At 61.3% G+C, this 18,921-nt stretch carries 17 protein-coding genes; 14 read left to right on the top strand and 3 right to left on the bottom strand.

Annotated features, from left to right (window positions below; translation table 11 throughout):
• Window positions 1–165: 165 nt before the first annotated feature.
• From H3Z74_RS02490 to H3Z74_RS02475, 4 genes are all read left to right on the top strand, one after another.
• A complete protein-coding gene (locus tag H3Z74_RS02490; RefSeq protein WP_187762441.1) occupies window positions 166–1,875 on the top strand; it encodes a sensor domain-containing diguanylate cyclase in 1,710 nt (569 codons plus the stop codon).
• 74 nt (window positions 1,876–1,949) lie between these two features.
• Entirely contained in the window at window positions 1,950–2,147 is a 198-nt protein-coding gene (locus H3Z74_RS02485) for a hypothetical protein (protein WP_187762440.1), read from the top strand.
• 80 nt (window positions 2,148–2,227) lie between these two features.
• Window positions 2,228–3,928 (top strand): AMP-binding protein, encoded by a 1,701-nt coding sequence (locus H3Z74_RS02480; protein WP_187762439.1) that lies wholly within the window; start codon window positions 2,228–2,230, stop codon window positions 3,926–3,928.
• Between the two features lie 147 nt (window positions 3,929–4,075).
• A complete protein-coding gene (locus tag H3Z74_RS02475) occupies window positions 4,076–4,873 on the top strand; it encodes a hypothetical protein (RefSeq protein ID WP_187762438.1) in 798 nt (265 codons plus the stop codon).
• Here H3Z74_RS02475 and H3Z74_RS02470 read toward each other — a convergent pair.
• Window positions 4,870–6,228 carry an NAD-dependent succinate-semialdehyde dehydrogenase gene (locus H3Z74_RS02470; protein WP_187762437.1) on the bottom strand — a complete coding sequence of 453 codons (1,359 nt, stop codon included), beginning with the start codon at window positions 6,226–6,228 and terminating at the stop codon, window positions 4,870–4,872. The genes H3Z74_RS02475 and H3Z74_RS02470 overlap by 4 nt on opposite strands.
• Before the next feature lie 190 nt (window positions 6,229–6,418).
• On the opposite strand from H3Z74_RS02470, the gene H3Z74_RS02465 reads away from it, so the two are divergent.
• The 7 genes from H3Z74_RS02465 (at window position 6,419) to H3Z74_RS02435 (ending at window position 14,055) form a co-directional block, all read left to right on the top strand.
• Window positions 6,419–6,658 carry an exodeoxyribonuclease VII small subunit gene (locus H3Z74_RS02465; RefSeq protein WP_187762436.1) on the top strand — a complete coding sequence of 80 codons (240 nt, stop codon included), beginning with the start codon at window positions 6,419–6,421 and terminating at the stop codon, window positions 6,656–6,658.
• A 4-nt stretch (window positions 6,659–6,662) separates the two neighbouring features.
• Complete coding sequence (locus H3Z74_RS02460; protein ID WP_187762435.1) at window positions 6,663–7,562, top strand: polyprenyl synthetase family protein; 900 nt, start codon at window positions 6,663–6,665, stop codon at window positions 7,560–7,562.
• A gap of 37 nt (window positions 7,563–7,599) precedes the next feature.
• Window positions 7,600–8,100: a pantetheine-phosphate adenylyltransferase gene (gene coaD, locus H3Z74_RS02455; RefSeq protein WP_187764127.1), complete on the top strand. Its 501-nt coding sequence runs from the start codon at window positions 7,600–7,602 to the stop codon at window positions 8,098–8,100.
• Between the two features lie 102 nt (window positions 8,101–8,202).
• Complete coding sequence (locus tag H3Z74_RS02450; protein WP_187762434.1) at window positions 8,203–8,988, top strand: peptidylprolyl isomerase; 786 nt, start codon at window positions 8,203–8,205, stop codon at window positions 8,986–8,988.
• Between the two features lie 46 nt (window positions 8,989–9,034).
• Window positions 9,035–10,060: a tRNA preQ1(34) S-adenosylmethionine ribosyltransferase-isomerase QueA gene (gene queA / locus H3Z74_RS02445; RefSeq protein WP_187762433.1), complete on the top strand. Its 1,026-nt coding sequence runs from the start codon at window positions 9,035–9,037 to the stop codon at window positions 10,058–10,060.
• Between the two features lie 240 nt (window positions 10,061–10,300).
• Window positions 10,301–13,351: an HsdM family class I SAM-dependent methyltransferase gene (locus H3Z74_RS02440; protein WP_187762432.1), complete on the top strand. Its 3,051-nt coding sequence runs from the start codon at window positions 10,301–10,303 to the stop codon at window positions 13,349–13,351.
• Window positions 13,348–14,055 carry a hypothetical protein gene (locus H3Z74_RS02435; RefSeq protein WP_187762431.1) on the top strand — a complete coding sequence of 236 codons (708 nt, stop codon included), beginning with the start codon at window positions 13,348–13,350 and terminating at the stop codon, window positions 14,053–14,055. The genes H3Z74_RS02440 and H3Z74_RS02435 overlap by 4 nt, the downstream gene beginning before the upstream one ends.
• Window positions 14,056–14,078: 23 nt before the next feature.
• Here the strand turns inward: H3Z74_RS02435 and H3Z74_RS02430 are convergent, their stop codons facing one another.
• Window positions 14,079–14,795 (bottom strand): cyclodeaminase/cyclohydrolase family protein, encoded by a 717-nt coding sequence (locus H3Z74_RS02430; RefSeq protein ID WP_187762430.1) that lies wholly within the window; start codon window positions 14,793–14,795, stop codon window positions 14,079–14,081.
• A gap of 829 nt (window positions 14,796–15,624) precedes the next feature.
• Between H3Z74_RS02430 and pdxR the strand changes: the two genes are divergently transcribed.
• The 3 genes from pdxR to H3Z74_RS02415 all read left to right on the top strand — a co-directional run bounded on the left by pdxR (window position 15,625) and on the right by H3Z74_RS02415 (window position 18,027).
• Entirely contained in the window at window positions 15,625–17,040 is a 1,416-nt protein-coding gene (gene pdxR / locus H3Z74_RS02425) for a MocR-like pyridoxine biosynthesis transcription factor PdxR (protein ID WP_187762429.1), read from the top strand.
• Between the two features lie 111 nt (window positions 17,041–17,151).
• Window positions 17,152–17,607, top strand: a complete 456-nt coding sequence (locus tag H3Z74_RS02420; protein WP_187762428.1) for a carboxymuconolactone decarboxylase family protein — start codon at window positions 17,152–17,154, stop codon at window positions 17,605–17,607.
• A gap of 99 nt (window positions 17,608–17,706) precedes the next feature.
• Window positions 17,707–18,027: a DMT family transporter gene (locus H3Z74_RS02415; protein ID WP_187762427.1), complete on the top strand. Its 321-nt coding sequence runs from the start codon at window positions 17,707–17,709 to the stop codon at window positions 18,025–18,027.
• A 71-nt stretch (window positions 18,028–18,098) separates the two neighbouring features.
• On the opposite strand, the gene H3Z74_RS02410 is transcribed toward H3Z74_RS02415, so the two are convergent.
• Window positions 18,099–18,875: an alpha/beta fold hydrolase gene (locus tag H3Z74_RS02410; protein ID WP_187762426.1), complete on the bottom strand. Its 777-nt coding sequence runs from the start codon at window positions 18,873–18,875 to the stop codon at window positions 18,099–18,101.
• Window positions 18,876–18,921: the final 46 nt, after the last annotated feature.

The raw sequence follows: 18,921 nt of genomic DNA, 5'->3' as shown, positions 1-18,921 counted from the left end.
TGCGAGACGGCAGCCGGAACGATAGGTCATATCGGCGGCGTAATGGATAGCGATCGGATCGAATTTTCATAGCCAGCGCCGCCGGCTCGCCCCGGATCGGCACATCCGGCAGTCGTCGGAGCGCTCTTTACCTTCTGTTTGGCATATCCGGTCTAGACAGTGCGGATGCTTCGGCCGTGGTTTTTCAGTCTGTTGGCGCTGATCGGCGCTTGCCTGGCGGTGATGGTCGCCACGCCGGCACCCGCGCGGGCACAGGCCGGCACGGTCGGCAAACCGATTACGCTGTGCATCCTGCGCGCCACGCCCGGTATGACTGCGGCGCAACTCCTGCGCACGCCGTCGTCGGGCTTTGACTGCAAGACGCCTCAGCAGAAGTTTGGCGCGGGCAATTTCTGGGTGATCAGCCAGCCCATGTCGGTCGCGGATACGCGCCAGCGCATTGGGGTACGCGTGCTCAGCCAGTGGCAGGAAAGCATGACGCTCTACGCGCTCTATGCCGACGGCAAGGTTGCGACGATCCGGACGGATGCCCATGCCGCGACGCGCAATCTGCAACTCGGCGCGATCGTGCACCGCTGGCTCCCGCGCCGCGACGCGCCGGTGGTGCGGTTGCTCTGGTATGTCGAGGGCAGCATGAACCTGCGCGGCGTCGTGCTCGGTGCGACGATCGCGACCGGGACCGAAGCAGCGATGTCCAATATCGTCCTGGCGGCGATCTATGCCGGGTTCGGCGGGCTGTGCCTGGCTCTGCTACTCTACAATCTCGGCCTGGCCCGGGCACTGCGTCAGGACTATCTGCCGCTCTATTGCCTGATGCTCGTCGCGTTGATGCTCTATGCCTTATCCTCATCCGGCACGCTGGCATGGCTGCTGACGGACATCGACAACCGGACACGGCTGCGCATCAATTATCTGACCCTGGCGATGGTCGGCGTGACGGCGGTCGCGTTTCTCGGCCATTTCTTCGAACATGGCGTGATGACCTCGCGACTGCGGGCATTGACCCGGATCGCGTCGGCCGCTGTGGCACTGCCCGCACTGGGTATAGCGTTGCTCGCGCCCTGGGGGATGCGCGGGTTCGACACGGCCCTGTCGCTCGGTTTCGGGCTGCTGATCCTGTCGATCGTCCCGGTCCTGTACAGCGCCTGGCGGCACCACAGTCCCTATCTCTGGCTGTTCCTGATCGCCTGGTCGGTACCGATCGGCCTCGGCGCGGCCCGCACCGCGTACAGCTTCAACTTGCTGTTCTATAATTTCTGGCTCGACAATTCGACCGTTGTGTCGATGGCGGTCGAGGCCGTGCTGTCGTCGATGGCGATCGCTTATCGCATCCTGATGATCAGCCGCGAACGCGATGAAGCGCGCGAACAGGAGATTGCCGCCCGGCTGCTGGCCGACACCGATCCACTCACCGGCCTGCTCAATCGCCGTGCCTTTTTGCACCGGGCGATCGGCCGCGCGGGCAATCAGTCGTTGCTGCTGATCGACATCGACAATTTCAAGCGCGTCAACGACACGATCGGCCATGACGGCGGTGATGAAGTGCTGCGCGTGGTCGCCCGCATCCTGCGCGCTGCGGCAAACGCCGAAACGCTGGTCGCCCGGATCGGTGGCGAGGAATTCGCGGTGGTCACGTCATGCGACCGCCCGATCGAAGCCGAGGCGATCCTCGCCGGATTCCGTAGCGGCCGCATGCCGTTCGATCTCGCCGTCACCGCCAGCATCGGCGTGTGCAACGGCCCGCTCGCGCGCGAAACCGATTGGAAGGCATTGTACCGCGCCGCCGATCGTGCGCTGTTCGACGCCAAGGAAGCTGGCCGGGACCGGGTGCGGGCGGCCCGCGCGCCACAGTTCGAAAGAGCCGCCGCCGCCTAGACGCGCTTGCCGTTTTGCCTTCGAATCGTTACGCAGAACGACGACAGGGGCAATTTAACCAGAAGGACGCGCCAATGCGCGATCGCCGAATTGCCGTGGCCGTTGTCGTCGCATTGCTCTTCGCAATCGCCGTGCGACATCCATCCGCCGATATTCGCATCATCACCCATGATCAGGGCGACCGGTCGCCGGGCCGCGTGCAGGCCGCGGTCGATGTCGGCCTGTTCGGCGTGTCAGTGCTGATCACCTGGACCAAGCGGTTCGCGGGCTGATTGTGTTTTAATATTGCCGCCCGGGCGGCAGGACATTCTCGCGCTTGCGTGGGGAGAAACCGTTGCTTACACCAATGTCAATGTCAGACCCGATCACCGCCTGGACCAACGCCTATCGCCATCCCACACGCTGGGACACGGTGTTCCCGCCACTCTCGATGGTCGAGCTGTTCGACCGCGCGGCCGCGCTTGCCGGCGATGCGCCGCTGGTCGATTTTCTCGGCCGACTCTACAGCTATGCCGAGACGCTGGATGGCGCGAACCGTGTCGCGGCCGGGCTGACGGCTCTCGGCTATGGCCCGGGCGACCGGATCGGCCTCTTCCTGCCCAATGTGCCGCATTATCTCGCCGCTTATTATGGCATCCTCAAGATCGGCGCGACGGTGGTCAATTTCTCGCCGCTCTACACGGTCGACGAACTGGCGCACCAGGTCGCGGATTCGGGCACGCGCATGCTGTTCACCGTCTCGGCCAGTGCGGTGTTGCCGACCGCCTTGAAAGTGCTCGACCGCAGTGGCCTCGAACGGCTGGTGGTCGGATCGGTTGCCGGCGCCCTGCCGCCCGCAAAGTCGCTGCTCTACCGCTTGTTCAAGAGCAAGGAGACGACCAAGCGGCCCGACGATCCAAGGATCATCGCCTTCTCGAAGCTGATCGACAATGACGGCCAGCATGCACCGGTGGAGATTGATCCGGCCAATCATGTCGCGCTGATCCAATATACCGGAGGAACGACCGGCACGCCCAAAGGGGCGATGCTGACGCACGAGAATTTGTCGGCCAATGCGCGGCAGGTGATGGGGCTCGACCCGCATCCTGGTGCGGTCGATCGCATTCTCGGCGTGCTCCCGCTGTTCCACGTCTTTGCCAATACCTGCGTGCTCAACCGCACTGTGCTCAACGGCGGCTGCATCGTGATGCTGCCGCGCTTCGATTCCGGACAGGTGCTCGCCGCGATCCACCGTACCAAGGCGACTGCCCTGCCCGGCGTCCCGACCATGTACCAAGCGCTGCTCGATCACCCGAAGATCGGCCAGACGGATTTTTCCTCGCTGCGGATCTGTATCTCCGGCGGCGCGCCGCTTTCGTCCGAGCTGAAGGCGAAGTTCGAGAGCGTCACCGGTGCGACCGTGGTCGAGGGCTATGGCCTGTCGGAAAGTTCCGGCGTGGTTTCGGCCAACCCATATGAAAATGAGGGCAAACCGGGCACGATCGGCCAGCCGCTGCCGGCTACCAATGTGAGATTGGTCGACAAGGGTGATCCCGCGCTGCCAGCACCCGAGGGCGAGCCGGGTGAGTTGGTCGTGTCGGGACCGCAGATCCTGAAAGGCTATTGGGGCAAGCCCGATGCCGATGCCGATGTGTTCGTAACCGATGCGGCCGGCACGCGCTGGCTGCGCACCGGTGACGTTGGCACGATCGACCCCGATGGCTTTATCCGCATCGTCGACCGGCTGAAGGACATGATCGCGGTCAGCGGCTTCAAGGTCTTTCCGAGCCAGATCGAGAATATCCTCTACCGCAACCCGGCGGTGAAGGAGGCATTGGTGATCGGCATGCCCGACGCCTATCGCGGCGAGCAGCCGCGCGCCTATGTGACGCTGGTCGACGGGAACACCACCACGGGCGAGGAATTGCGCGACTGGCTCAACCCGCAACTCGGGCGTCACGAGCGGGTCGATGAGGTGGTCGTGCGATTGAACATGCCCAAGACGATGATCGGAAAGCTCAGCCGCAAGGACCTGATCAGCGAAGTTCTGGCCGAGGCAAAAACCACCGCCTGACACCGGCTTAACGACGACTGCATCTGTCCCAGTCCTGCACGTTTACCGCGCAGGGCTGTTAACCATCTGCATTAGTGTCGTTTTAAGCATATCTTCGGCGCTCGATGCTGTACTTTCTTCGCCTGGGACCGAGGGAAACATCATGAGATGCAAGCAATCCTGTCCCGGCTGCGCAATCGCCAAGAAGGCGAGATCGCCGCACTGATCCTGAAGAATATTCGGCACGGCATCGCCGCGCTCTCTGCCGAACAACGCCATCGCCGCGCTGCCGATCGGGCATTCGATCGGCGTTGGGGCACCGACACCAGCCGCGGCGTGAGCGTCCATGATCTGGGCATCGACCGGTCGCGAATCGAGCAATGCAACCGCTACGATCCGAGCAGTACGGCGATGCTGCGCGATCCGGTCGCGGCACTGGGTATCGATCCGGCCATCCATCATTTCATTGATTACGGCGCCGGCAAGGGGCGGGCGATGATGCTGGCGATCGAGATGGGCTTCGCACGGGTTTCCGGCATCGAGCTGTCGACACGTCTGTGTGATATCGCGACCGCCAATATCTCGCACTTCGCAGCACAACATCCCGGCATGCCACCCGTCCGCATGGTCGCAGCCGATGCGGCGGCTTTCATGCCCGACGGCGGCGATATCGTGGCCTATTTCTACAACCCGTTCGATGCGACGGTCATGAACATGGTCAGGAACCGTCTGGAGGGCGCGCTGTGCCGACTGACCGGGCGCGTGGTGGTCATCTACGCCAATCCCGAACATGGCGAGGTGTTCGCCGATGCCCCGGGATGGCGGCAGGGACCCTCCACGCCAGGCGTGGCAACATTCGTGGCCGAGTCGGAACGTTTCCGGTGGCGCGCGCTGACGGGGTCAGGGTCCGATCTTTCCTCCGGCCCGTCATCCCCGCTTTCGCAGGGTGACGGCATGACCCTCTAGCCGGCCACCGTCTTCAGATTCATGAACTCATGCAATCCGTATGGCCCGAGCTCACGCCCATGGCCCGAGCGCTTGATCCCGCCGAACGGCGCTTCGGGACTGCTCGCCAGCATCTGGTTCACCGCAGTCATGCCTGCCTCGATATAACGCTCGAACTGTTCCCGCTCGGCCGGGTCATTGGTCCATACCGAAGACCCCAGCCCGAACGGCACGTCATTGGCCAGCGCGATCGCCGCATCGATATCCGCCGCTCTGAACACCATCGCAACGGGGCCGAACAGTTCCTCCTTGGCGACGGCATGATCAACCGGCACATCCACCAGTATGCCCGCCGACATATACGCGCCCTTACCGGGCAATTTCTCGCCGCCGAGGATCAACTTCGCGCCCTCCTTTTCGATCATCGCGATCTGGTCGAGCACGGTCTGGCGCTGTTCCTCGCTCGACAGCGGGCCCATATCGGTGTCGGCCGACATCGGGTCGCCGGCCTTGACCGCCGCCATGCCCGCGGTGAACTTCGCCAGAAATTCGTCATAGATATCGGCGTGGACGATCATCCGCTTGGCGCAGATGCATGACTGCCCGGTATTCTGGATGCGTGCGGTCACCGCGGTCTTCACCGCCTGGTCGAGATCCGCCGAGGGCATGACGATGAACGGGTCGGACCCACCCAGTTCGAGCACGACCTTCTTCAGCGCACGCCCCGCCGCTTCGGCGACTTTCATCCCCGCCCCTTCGCTGCCGGTCAGCGTCACCGCGACGATCCGGTCATCGGCAATCAGCGCATCGACCTTGTCCGACTTGATCGCGAGATTCTGAAACAGGCCGGCCGGCGCGCCCGCCGCGATCACCATCTCCTCGATCGCTGCCGCGACGCCCTGCACGCTCGATGCGTGTTTCAGCAGCCCGACATTGCCAGCCATGATCGTCGGCGCAAGAAATCGCACCACCTGCCAATAGGGAAAGTTCCACGGCATCACCGCCAGCACCGGCCCCATTGGTAACCAGCGCGCCGTTGCTTTCCCGGTTGCGGTGGCGATGGCGCGCGAGGCGAGCATGTCAGGCCCCTCTTGCGCATAATGGCGAAAGCCGACCGCGCACTTCTCGACCTCGGCGAGCGATGATTTCAGCGTCTTGCCCATCTCCCGCACCGCGATCTCGGCGAGACGCTGGCGGTTCGCGTCGAACTGATCGGCGATCGCCGAGAGCAACGCGGTCCGCGTGGCATAATCGGTCGTGCGCCATGACTGGAATGCGTCATGCGCGCGCTGGACCCTGGTCTCGACCTCGTCGGCGGTGAGCTCGGCAAAGGAGTCGCCGGCCTCGCCGGTGGCGGGATTGATGCTGGTGAACATGGGCGCGCTCCTGTGATCTATCGTCCTAACGAAGCTGGTGACGTTGCTTTCCCCGTTAAAGGGGCTGGCCCGGTTAAAGGGGCTGGCCCGGTCAAACGACCGGGCAGGATTGCGGGCACCCGATAAAAGCCGCGCTTTGCGCCGCTGCCGTCCTTGACCCCCCCTCGCCCGCCTGCCGCATAGCGGCGCCATGGATAATCCGATCGAAGAATTGTCGTTCGAGGCTGCGCTCAGGGAGCTGGAGACGATCGTCTCGCGGCTGGAAAGCGGCGATGCGCCACTCGACGAAGCAATCCGCCTGTACGAGCGCGGCGACCAGTTGCGGCTGCGGTGCAAGGAGCGGCTCGACGCGGCGCAGACACGGATCGAGGCGATCCGGCTCGACGGCGAAGGCCGGCCAACCGGCACCGCCCCCTTTGCCGCCGGCTGAGCGCGTGAACGCTGCATCTCTGACCCTGCAGGCCGCGCTGGGAGAGGTCGCGACCGATATCGACCAGCGTTTCGATGCGTTGCTGTCCATTCCCGACGATCCGCGCGCCGATCTGTACCGCGCGATGCGTCATGCCGCGATCGGCGGTGGCAAACGCCTGCGCCCATTGCTGACCATGGCGACCGCGCAATTGTTCGGCGTCGACCGCGACTGTGCCGGTCGCGCCGGCCTCGCGATCGAGTGCATCCATGTCTATTCGCTGATCCATGACGATCTCCCCGCGATGGACGACGACGATATGCGCCGCGGCAAGCCGACCGCGCATAAATTGTTCAACGAAGCGACCGCGATCCTTGCCGGTGATTGTCTCCATGCGCTGGCGTTCGAGATTCTCGCTGATACAGCGACACATGCAGACCCGCATGTCCGGGTCGAGCTGATCCTAGATCTGTCGCGCGCGTCCGGCCCGAACGGCATGGCCGGGGGGCAGATGATGGACCTGGAGGCGGAGAAATCGAGCTTCGACCTGCCCACTGTCACCCGGTTGCAGGCGATGAAAACCGGCGCGCTGATTGCCTGCTCGGTCGAGGCCGGCGCGATCCTCGGCAAGGTTCCGCCCGAGCAGCGTACGCCGCTGCGCGGCTATGCCCGCGATCTCGGCCTCGCTTTCCAGATTGCCGACGACATTCTCGATGTCGAGGGCGACGAGGCGGTGGCGGGCAAGAAGCTCGGCAAGGACGCGGCGGCGGGCAAGGAAACCTTCCTGTCGCTGCTCGGCCTCGACCGCGCACGCGGCCAGGCGCGCATGCTGGTCGACCAAGCGGTCGAACACTTGCAGGGCTTCGGCCCGGAGGCCGACCTGCTGCGCGATATCGCCCGCTTCGTTATGGACCGCGACCGCTGAACTCCGGGATGCCATTTTTGGGGACGACATCATGACCATTCGCACCGGCGTCTATCCCGGCACTTTCGACCCCGTCACGCTGGGGCACATGGACATCATCCGGCGCGGCGCGAAGCTGGTCGACCGGCTGGTCATCGGCGTTACCACCAACCCGTCCAAATCGCCGATGTTCAGCCTCGAGGAGCGCATGGCGATGGTCAAGCGCGAGGTCGCCGAAGTCGGCGGCGAGATCCATGTCGTCGCGTTCGATTCGCTGCTGATGGACTTTGCCGAGCGCGAGGGCGCCAAGGTCATCGTGCGTGGCCTGCGCGCGGTCGCCGATTTCGAATATGAATATCAGATGGCGGGCATGAATCAGCAGATCAATCCCCGTGTCGAGACGGTGTTCCTGATGGCCGACGTCTCGTTGCAGCCGATCGCCAGCCGACTGGTCAAGGAGATCGCCCTGTTCGGCGGCGACATCCATAAATTCGTTCCGGCCCGCGTCCGTGATGAAGTCGTCGCACGGGTCGAAAAGGTCGGCCGCAAGGGTTCGTGAGACAACGGGAACCACGACCGGGATTCGGCCCAAGGTTCGGATTGGCGTGGCCCTGGATTTGCTTTAGACGCGAGCCATTCCCTCGATAGTTGCGAGACCAAGATGCGTTTTATTGCCAGCTTGTTTGCGTGTTTGACCGCCCTGATCGCTGGCCCGGTCGCGGCGCAAGACATCCTTGATACGGTAACGCAGCGCGCGCCCGTCGCCCCGGCGACCGACAAGGAGAATATCCTCTATCTCGACCTGTCGACCGGTGGCCGGGTGATCATCTGGCTGCGGCCCGACGTCGCGCCCAAGATGGTCGAGCGGATCAAGACCCTGTCGCGTCAGCATTTCTATGACGGGCTGCTGTTCCACCGCGTGATCGATGGCTTCATGGCGCAGACCGGCGACCCCAAGGGCGACGGTACCGGCGGATCGCCGCTGCCCGACCTGCCCGCCGAGTTCAATTACCTGCCGCATGTGCGCGGCGCGGTCGCTGCGGCACGCGAAGGTGCACCGGAAGGCGCCGATGCCGCCGCCAAGAAAAAGGCCGAGGACAGCGCCAACAGCCAGTTCTTCATCGTCTTCCAGCCGCGCCTGACGCTCGACAAGAAATACACCGTATTCGGCCGGGTGCTCGAAGGCATGCAATATGTCGACGCGATCGAACGCGGTGAGCCGCCGGCGAACCCCTCGCGCATTCTCCACGCCTATGTCGCTGCCGATAATCCTCCGCCCTATGTGGCTGCACCGGTCGAGACCCCGGCCGCTCTGGGTCCGCCCGTGGCTTTGCCCGGGACCGGGCCCGGGATCGGAACGACGGCTCCCAAGCCCGCCACACCGGCGGCACTGAAGCCCGCGACGAAGAAGCCGGCCGCCAAGAAACCGGCGGCGAAGAAGAAATAACCTTCGCCCCGCTGCCCTCGGGCAGCGTGCGGCTGGCGGGAACGGCATGAAAGTCGATCTGTTCGATTTCGAATTGCCGCCGGAGCGCATCGCGCTGCGGCCGGCGGAACCGCGCGACGCCGCACGCCTGCTGGTGCTCGATGGAGCCGGCACACGCGACCTGCATGTCGGCGACCTGCCGGCACAATTGCGTCGCGGCGACCTGCTGGTGTTCAACGACACCCGGGTCATTCCCGCCCAGCTCGAAGGCGTGCGCGGCGCAGCGAAGATCGGCGCGACGCTACACAAGCGCGAGGGGCCGAGGCGATGGCGCGCGTTCGTGCGCAATGCGAAGCGGCTGCGCGACGGCGACATGATCGATTTCGGCAATGGCGTCGCGGCGGTCGCATCCGACCGCGCAGAGGATGGCAGCTTCGCCCTGACCTTTGCCGGCGAGGAGCCGGTCGAGCTGCTGCTCGACCGCGCCGGTCGCATGCCGCTTCCACCCTATATCGCCGCGCGACGCCAGGCCGATGCGCGCGATGCCGAAGACTATCAGACCATGTTCGCCACCGAGAAGGGCGCGGTCGCCGCACCGACCGCCGCGCTGCATTTCACCCCGGCACTGATCGCCGCGCTGGCCGAGGCCGGCATCGGCCAGGCGACGCTGACCCTGCATGTCGGCGCGGGCACCTTCCTGCCGGTCAAGGTGGACGACACGGCGGAGCACAGGATGCACGCCGAATGGGGCCGCATCGACACCGCAACGGCCGATCGCCTCAACGCCGTGCGCGCCGCGGGTGGTCGCGTGATCGCGGTTGGCACCACCAGCCTGCGCCTGATCGAAAGCGCGAGCGGCGAAGACGGTGTAATTCGCCCGTTCGAAGGTGACACCGCAATCTTCATCACCCCCGGATACCGCTTTCGCGGCGTGGACGGGCTGATGACCAACTTCCATTTGCCGCGCTCGACCCTGTTCATGCTGGTCAGCGCGCTGATGGGGCGAGAACGGATGCGCGCCGCTTATGCCCATGCGATCGCGAATGGCTATCGCTTCTACAGCTATGGGGACGCGTCACTGCTACTGCCGTAATTGCCTGTCGGTAGGTTTCTGGCGGGCGCTTTGAGCCAGCTGTGTGAAGAGGCAAACCCCAAAGTCGCCAGTTCAAGGGGCTAATCATTGCGGTTGCACCGCGAGTCTGCTCGCGATACTTATCCACAAAGACGGGTAGCGCTTCGGCGCATTTTTATGCTGGGGGCACCATGAGCGACGGGAGCCGGATCACCGTGATTCAATCCCGATTCCGCCTGATTTTTCAGTAGCGCCGCCTCAATGATCCGGTTCAAAGACATTATTGCAGAACATGGCGGTGATCCGACCTGCTTTCTCAACTTCGATGAGGACAGCGATCAGGTTCACCTCCTGCCTTATGCCACATTATCAGCCGCCCGAACGACGGAATCAACGGATCCTCTTTCGGCGCTGATCGGTGTCTATGAATGGCAGAGCGCTCCGCTGTTCATGCTCGTGGACGGAGATGCGCTTTCTGGTGATCCCGAAGGTCTGACGCGATTACGTCGCCTCATCGCCATGCGGGGTGATGCACCATATCTCGCGGTGCTCCAGATGGGGAGGCTGACCTTTCACAACGTCGGACTCGATAACAAGACTTTCGATGCCACCAAAGCAATGGCCGATGAACTGAACGATGTCGGCATGGCCATTCCCTTTGTGGCCAATGAGCGACCCAATCCGTCCACTCGCCAGGTCTGGATCAGCGACGTCATCCTGAATCTGCTGACTGCCGCGCTTGATGCGCTAGTAAGGCTCAATATCGACGATGGTGACGCAATTTCCCTGGCAGGGCGTGCGCTGTTTACCCGATTCCTCGCTGATCGCGGCTTACTGCCGGACGCAGTGGTCCGGATAGGAGAGTCTGGAATAGAAACTTTGTTTGACACCGCCACAAGCTCGGCCGGCGTTTCTGCGTGGCTTGATAAGACCTTCAATGGCGATTTTCTACCGCTGGCCAAATCTAAAATATCTGGTTTTCCTCCAGAGGCATTTCAGACCGTCGGGAACATTATGCGCCGCGCCCAAGATGGCCAACTCCCGCTCGAATGGGCGGAAGATTGGGCTAGGCTTGATTTTGCACATATTCCGGTTGGCGTTCTGAGCCAAGCTTACGAGCGCTATCTCGGGCAACATCAGAAAGATAAACAGCGAAAAGAGGGGAGTTTTTATACGCCCAGACACATTGCTGATCTAATGGTACACGCATCGTTTGCCAGCCTGCGGCGAGAAGGTAAAGCTCACTGCGCGCGTGTGTTAGATCCGGCTGCAGGTGCTGGAGTCTTTCTGATCACCGCTTTCAGACAGATTGTCAAAGAACGCTGGCAATATGATGGAAAGAGGCCCGACACTAAAACCCTTCGACAGATACTTTATGATCAGATTTGTGGATTTGACATTAATGACTCCGCGCTACGTTTTGCTGCGCTTGGCCTATATTTGATCTCGATCGAGTTGGATGCTGCCCCGAAACCAATTGAGAAACTGAAGTTCAACCACGACCTTCGGCAAACTGTCATATTCGAACTTGGCCACGGCGATGACACCGAGGGACAAAGCTTGGGCAGCTTGGGCGATGACGTCGGCCCTGAACACACTCATCAATACGACCTTGTTATCGGAAACCCTCCTTGGTCGTCAGCCACAGGCCTCGCCAAGTGGCCATCGGTGACAGAATGGGTTTCCAAATTTGCCCATGAGCGTTTGAACGATGAACGGGTCGATGCGCCACTCCCCAACCATGCGTTGGACCTGCCTTTTGTCTGGCGGGCGATGAATTGGGCAAAGCCAAATGGGCAAATCGCCTTTGCACTGCATGGACGCCTGCTGTTTCAGCGGGGCGAGGGCATGGACAAGGCCCTGTCGGCAATCTCCAGAGCAATTGATATCACGGGCATCGTCAACGGCGCAGAAGTCCGCCAATCTCAGGTTTGGCCGAACGTAGATGCACCCTTTTGTTTACTTTTTGCGAGAAACGCATGCTCCGCGCCCGACGCAGGTTTCCGATATGTCAGCCCTCATCTGGAAGGGCCTCTCACCGCTGCCGGTGGATGGAGAATCGATCCGGCACAGACTGAGTCCGTTACAGTTGATGAGCTAAGGCAGCGGCCAGAATTGCTCAAAATTCTATTTCGCGGCAACCGCTTGGATTTGGACATATTCGAACGCATTTCTGCGAAAGAATATCCCACCTTCGGCGAGTATTGGAGAGACTTGCACGGCGGAACCGCCAATCAGCCTAATTGTGCTGGCAAAGGCTTTGGAAATCTCCTTCGGGGCAGTAGACCGAACCCCGCCGAGCAAAATCTTCCCGGCTATTCTGCCGAGAAAATGTATGATTTTCCATTCTTAGATCACGACCTGTTCCGAGGAGTTCTCTTAGATACCGAACAGTTTAGACTGTTTCGCGACCTTCGCATGCCACGCCTCGATCAGCGCCGATTATTGAGCCTTTATACGGGACCAATGCTACTGGTGAAAAAGTCACCTGACGCAGAAGATGGCCGCATTAGAACAGCTGTTTCGCTGAAAAATCTGACATTTAATCAATCTTACTATGGATATACTGCTCACCAACTTGACAATTCTGGCGAACTGGTAAAATATCTTTGCTTGATCATCAGCAGCAAAATCGCACTTTGGCACGCCCTTATTACAAGTGGAGGCTTTGGTGTCGAACGAGATCCGGTCGAGAAGTTTGTAATCCAGGAAGCTCCATTGCCACCTTTCGAGAGCTTGAGTGCGACGGATCGTGAGCGCGCTGCTGAGCTTTTTGCTGCACTAGCACAGGAAGAGACGCCGGAGACGTGGCTTAAGGTAGACGAGTGGGTAGGATCGTTGTTCAATCTGACTTCGGATGATGTGCAAGTAATCTCCGACACTTTGGCCTTTTCGTTGCCCTTCGGGGACAACAGAAATGCGGCCCAAGCCCCCGTTGATCGGTTGTCAAAAGACGCTTTTTCCAATCGACTAGAGGCTGAACTGGTCCCGTGGGGTTCACGCTTTGAGAGGAAACTTACAGTCTCTTCTGTGAACACGTCATCTTTCTGGCCGTGGCAATTTGTCGCAATAAAAGCGAACGCAGCCTCGAGCCCAGGAGAAAAAATGGATAGGGCACTGCTGGAAGTCATGCAACAACTCGCAGACACATTGTCATCCAGCGAGATTGTCTACTGGGATGAGCAAACAGACTGCCTCTTTGTAGGACGCCTCAATCAGGCTCGCTACTGGTCGACTAGCCAAGCACGCTTAGTAGCGAGGCGGATTATTTGGGACCATGTTGAGTTCCTGTCAGGTAAGCGCGCCGCATGAATATGGCGATCGGGCAACCTCGCCCCAACCATATCGCGGAACTGACAGTGGGCACGCGCTTGCCTTTGGATCAGATCAACGATGCTCATTTGAGCGTAATCTTGGAAACGATATCATTAGCTTGGAGCGACTTGCTCGCCGGTGGGGCTCCGGCATTGTTAAGCGGGAACGAGGCGGAGGTTAATGCGCTCCTCGAACCGAGATTGAATCACTTGTGCCAAACCCAACCGTTATGGAAGGATCTGATCCATTCCGTGCACCGCGGCCGGGAGTCGATGAGCTATAATGGCGCCAAGATCGAGGGCAGGCCCGATTTATCACTCGTTTTCACTGCGGGAAATCGCAATTTCCCATTGAGTGTCGAGTGCAAAATCATAGACTATCCAAACGCGAAGCGCGTTGGCCTGTACTGCACCAATGGGATCGCGCGCTTTGTGGCTGGCGAGTATGCTTGGGCTCATCGGACGGCAATTATGTTGGCCTACGTTCGCGACGGATCATCCGTGACAACAAGGCTAGTACCGCACCTTGCAAAGTGTGCCACCGCCTCGCCTGATGCTATGCAAACCATTTCTCAGCCTGCACCTCGGCTCGACATTCATCCGACAGTTCAGCATTCGTCCCATCAACGAAATTTCAGCTATCTTTCGAAAGCCGGTGACACTCCTCCTGGGCCGATAAATTTATTTCATCTCTGGTTATAAAGTTTCATCGGCGGGATAGCTGATTAGTTGACGGGAAGTGGCAAGGCCTCCGCCAAATTTTCGGCCGTCTTATCAGAAGATTGTTGAACAAGCTGCAAAACGCGTTCCTGCGCGCGAAGCATACGTACCTGTATGTCGTCACATTTTTTCTTCGCATCACGTGACCATGAAGAGCGTGCGGTTCGTAGGTTCACGTTCGCGACTAGTAGACATGTGGTGATGGCGGCGAGCGAGGCAGAAATTCCCGCGCCTGCATCTCCCATGGCTGGCCGAAATCCGATACTCCAAATAGACATGCCATTTTCAAACGCTTGGAAAGAGAGATCAACGATTTCAAATAATATGTTCGTGGCCTCCCTCAGTCCGTCGGTGGCCTGAGCAGCGTTCTGTCGTTTCTGCGTAACCAGCGCAGGATTGTCTCGACGAATCCGGGCGTCGATGACAGCCTGAAAGACTCGTGAATCCTCCTCGAACAAGACCTTGAGGCGGGGTGATATTCGATTCTCTAATAGATTCACTATTACTTCGGCCTGAGCTTTCGCAGCTGCCTCTTTCCCTTTGGCCACCGTCATTTTCGCTACTGCGCATATGAGGCTTGATGCGAGGAGCGACATGAGTGCCGCTGCGCTTCCAGACCCAGGGGTGGCTGCGCCCGCCCCGAAACGGCTCAACAGATCTCCCGCAGACAGATCCAATAAGGCGAGTTGCTGGCCTGCGCCTTGGCCCTGATCATCACCCATCTCGCTTGCCCCCGATCCGATCTATGTTATCAACCGACCGTTGCGCGAGTTGATGACTGTGCAAATGTAGTTCAGCGTTCACGAATATTGAAGCCGCAGATTCTTGGGTTCTGAAGCGACCTGCCTCGCAAGCACATTCGCCCGTCAAACGAGCATTTCAGCATCCTATCAAACGAGCACGAAAACACAGACTCCAGTATCCTCAAGCGGCTATTGCGATCTCGCCACCTGACATCAGAGGTCCCTGAAGGCTGGACGGTGGTGCATAGAGCCCTTTCTTAGCATCCCGGTCTGATCTACTTCGGAGGCCGTGTGACATGCGCTTACGTTCAGCCGGACGCCCTTAAACGTGCATGCGCCCAACCGCGGATCGGGTCAGCGCCTCGCACTACGCGCCTCTTGCTCCACCTGTTGGCGCGATGGCTATTTCCCACCAAGGTGGCTCGCGCCGAGCAAGCCGAACCCGAAGCGCACCGTCGTAATTGAGAAACGGCTTGGACGGTCGAGCTCTCCGAGGGCGGGATTTAAAGGCGAACAGCAATTGACAGCGGATATCGCCAATGACGCCGCGGATATAATATCTCACGCCTTTAGCTGCTATCGAACCGTATCCTCTTCAACTCACAATTTCAAAGAGCCAGCCCGTCCGCTAATCGGCCAACGAACCGTGGCTACTCGTTCCGGTGATCTCCACCTCAGCGCCGAAGCCAGCGTGGCGGACCAACTCGCCGCGGGGTGCGATCAATCACCGTTTCGATTGCCTTGCGTCGGCTTACCGGCGCAGACTGGCCCGGTCACTCTCCTGACGAGGTGCGAAACCCGCTAGTCCATGCCTGTCCCCGCTCCCCCTACCCTGTCGCCATTGGATCCGGCTGCGGCCGAACCCTTTTACCGGCAGATTTACGACCGTGTTCGCGGCGCCATCGCCGGCGGCGCGCTCGAGCCCGGCGACCGCATCCCGTCGGCGCGGGCCCTTGCCATCGAACTGGGCCTGGCCAGGGGCACCGTCGACACGGCCTATTCGCTGTTGTCGGCGGAAGGATATATCTCCGCCCGCGGTCAGGCCGGCACCATCGTGACACCGGGCCTCGATTTGCGGTCGCCCGCCGCCGAGCCGCGACCCGACAACCGCCCGCCAATGGCCAGTTTCCGTGCGGATTCGATCCTGCCGTTCCAGATGGGCCTGCCCGCGCTTGACGTGTTTCCGCGCAAGATCTGGGCGCGGCTCGGCGCACGCAGCGTCCGCGCGCTGCAACCATCGGGCATGGCGCATCCTCCCGTGTTCGGGGCACCGTCACTGCGCGCCGAGATCGCCGCCTATCTCCAGGTCTCGCGCGGGATCAACTGCTCCGCCTCGCAGGTCTTCGTGACATCGGGATATCGCCATACGCTGGAACTGATCTGTCATGCCCTGCTCCAGGCGGGGGACCGCGTCTGGGTCGAGGATCCGGGCTTTCCGCCGACCCGGGAATTGCTTGGCCATCTGAACATCGACGCCAGCGCCGTTCCGGTCGATCGCGAGGGTATGGTCGTTTCGGACGCGATAAAGCGCGCGCCCGGCGCGCGCGCCGCCGTGGTCACGCCGGCGCATCAAAGTCCGCTCTGCGTGTCGCTATCCCTGTCCCGGCGCCTCGCGCTGCTCGACTGGGCAGCATGCAATGACGCCTGGATCATCGAGGATGATTATGACGGCGAGTATCGCTATGTCAGCCGCCCATTGCCGGCGCTGAAGAGCCTCGATCGCGATGGGCGGGTGCTTTACTCGGGCACGTTCAGCAAGGTGCTCTTCCCCAGCCTGAGGCTCGCCTATCTCGTCGTGCCGGAAACGCAGGTCGACCGGTTCGAGCAGATCGCCATGGCCTTTGCCGGAGGCAGCCCGGAGCTTACGCAGACCATCGTGACCGCGTTCATCAAGGAAGGCCATTTCGCGCGCCATATCCAGCGGATGCGCAAGCTCTATGCCGAACGCCGGGATGCAACGGCGGCGGGCCTGGAAAGCGTGCTGGGCGATCATATGCGCATCGATGCCCAACCCGGCGGCATGCATCTGATCCTGCGGCTGCTGAATGGCCGGCCGGATCGCGCGCTTGTCGCACGGATGCGGGCCGACGGCCTTTATGCCGAAGCCCTGACCGACTGGACGACAGATCGCGACAGCGCTCCGGCCCTGCTGCTCAACTTCACCAATATCGACTCTGTGGGCACCGCCGAAAAGCTTGCCGGACGTATCCTGAAGCTGATGTGAGCGACGATCGAGGCGAAAGATCATGGCCTAACGCACAAGCCAGATCATGGCCCTTCAAACATGGTCCAAGATTCACGAAATGGAGCTCGTCAACTCGATTAGGAATTCAGCATGACCCAGCGCATCGACTACGCAAAGGCGTCGCCCGACGGCTATAAGGCTTATGGCGGCGTCTATGTCGCAATCCAGAAATCCGGCCTGCCGAAGGAGCTGATCGACCTCGTCTATCTGCGGGTCTCGCAGATCAATGGCTGCGCCTATTGCATCGACATGCATAGCCGCGACCTGCTCAAATCCGGTCTGAGCACGGACAAGCTTGTCTTGGTCCCGGTATGGCATGATGCCGGCAATGTGTTCAGCCAGCGCGAACGTGTCGCCCTTGCCTGGGCGGAAACCGTGACGAATGTGGCCATAACCGGCGTTCCCGATGCCGATTACGATGCGGCCTCCGCTGAGTTCAGCGACAAGGAGCTGGCCGATCTCACTTATGCGATCGGCCTGATGAACGCCTTCAACCGGCTGGGCATCACATTTCGCGTGCCGCCGGCCGCTGCCCTGAAGGCCTGAGACAGCCCGGAAGCGAGCGCCGCGACCCTGTCGGCGCTCGCTTCTCCCTTCCTCGCCCTGCCCAAAGCGCTGGCGAAGCTATGAACGGAACGATCGCATATGGCGTGGCTCCTCCTCGGCATCGCCGGCATTCTCGAAATCGTGTTCGCCCTGTGCATGAAGCTGTCGGAAGGCTTCACGCGATGGGTACCCGGACTGTTCACGGTCGCGACCGGCCTGTCGAGCGTGGTCCTTCTTTCGATGGCGCTCCGCACATTGCCGGTGGGCACCGGCTATGCGGTCTGGACCGGTATCGGCGCGGCGGGCACCGCGATCTTCGGTATGATGATATTGGGCGACTCCGCGTCCCCGCCGCGGATTTTCTGCATCATGCTCATTCTGGCGGGTGTCATCGGACTCAAGCTGGTCGCACCGAACTGAAGTGCCGCGAAGGCGCCGGACCTCGCTGAGAGATCCGGCGCCCCGGTGTTCGCGATGTTCCCGCAGGTCAGTTACTTGCTGCTGCGTGCCGCCTTTTCGATGATCGATGCGACAGCGGCTGGCTTCGAGACGTAGATGGCATGGCTGCCCACCGCCTCTTCGACCTGCGCCCCGGCCCGTGCCGCCATCGTCCGCTGCGCCGCCGGCGGGATCATCTTGTCCTCGCTCGCCACCAGGTACCAGCTGGGCTTCACGCGCCAGGCCGGGACGGTCACCGTGCCGGAGAGCGCCTCGACACCCCATGGCACCTGCGAATCAGCCATGAACTGCGCGAGGTCGGGCCGGACATCGGCAGCGAACGCCTTCGCGAACTTCGCCTTGTCGAGGGACAGATAGCCGTCCTTGGGCGGGAGGATCGGCGGCACCGGCGCACCGGGCGCGGGGTTGGCGATCAGCGTTGAAACCGACTCGCCCTTATCGGGTGCGAAGGCCGCGATATAGACCAGGCCGGCGACCTTCGGGTCCGTGCCCGCCTCGGAGATGATCGCGCCGCCATAGCTATGGCCAACCAGGATCACCTTGCCTTCTGCAGCGGCGATCGCACGCTTGGTAACCGCGACGTCATCGGCCAGCGAGTTGGTCGGGTTCTGGACGATGCTGACGTTGTAGCCGTCCTTTTTCAGGATCTTGTAGACATCCATCCAGCCTGAACCATCGGCGAACGCGCCATGGACAAGCACGACCGACTTGGTTGAGCCCGGTGCGGCGTCCTTGGCGGAAGCGGCGGCGGGAAGCGTGCCCAGAGCGAGCGAGGCAGCGGCGGTGAGAAGCAGTTTGGACTTGGTCATGGTCAATCTCCTTTATTTGTTACTGCGATATTCTTTATCGCGATAT

Source organism: Sphingomonas alpina (assembly GCF_014490665.1).
GTDB classification, from domain to species: Bacteria; Pseudomonadota; Alphaproteobacteria; order Sphingomonadales; family Sphingomonadaceae; genus Sphingomonas; species Sphingomonas alpina.
The sequence above is the reverse complement of the archived record's forward strand: the minus strand, read 5'-3'. Positions and strand labels throughout refer to the sequence as shown.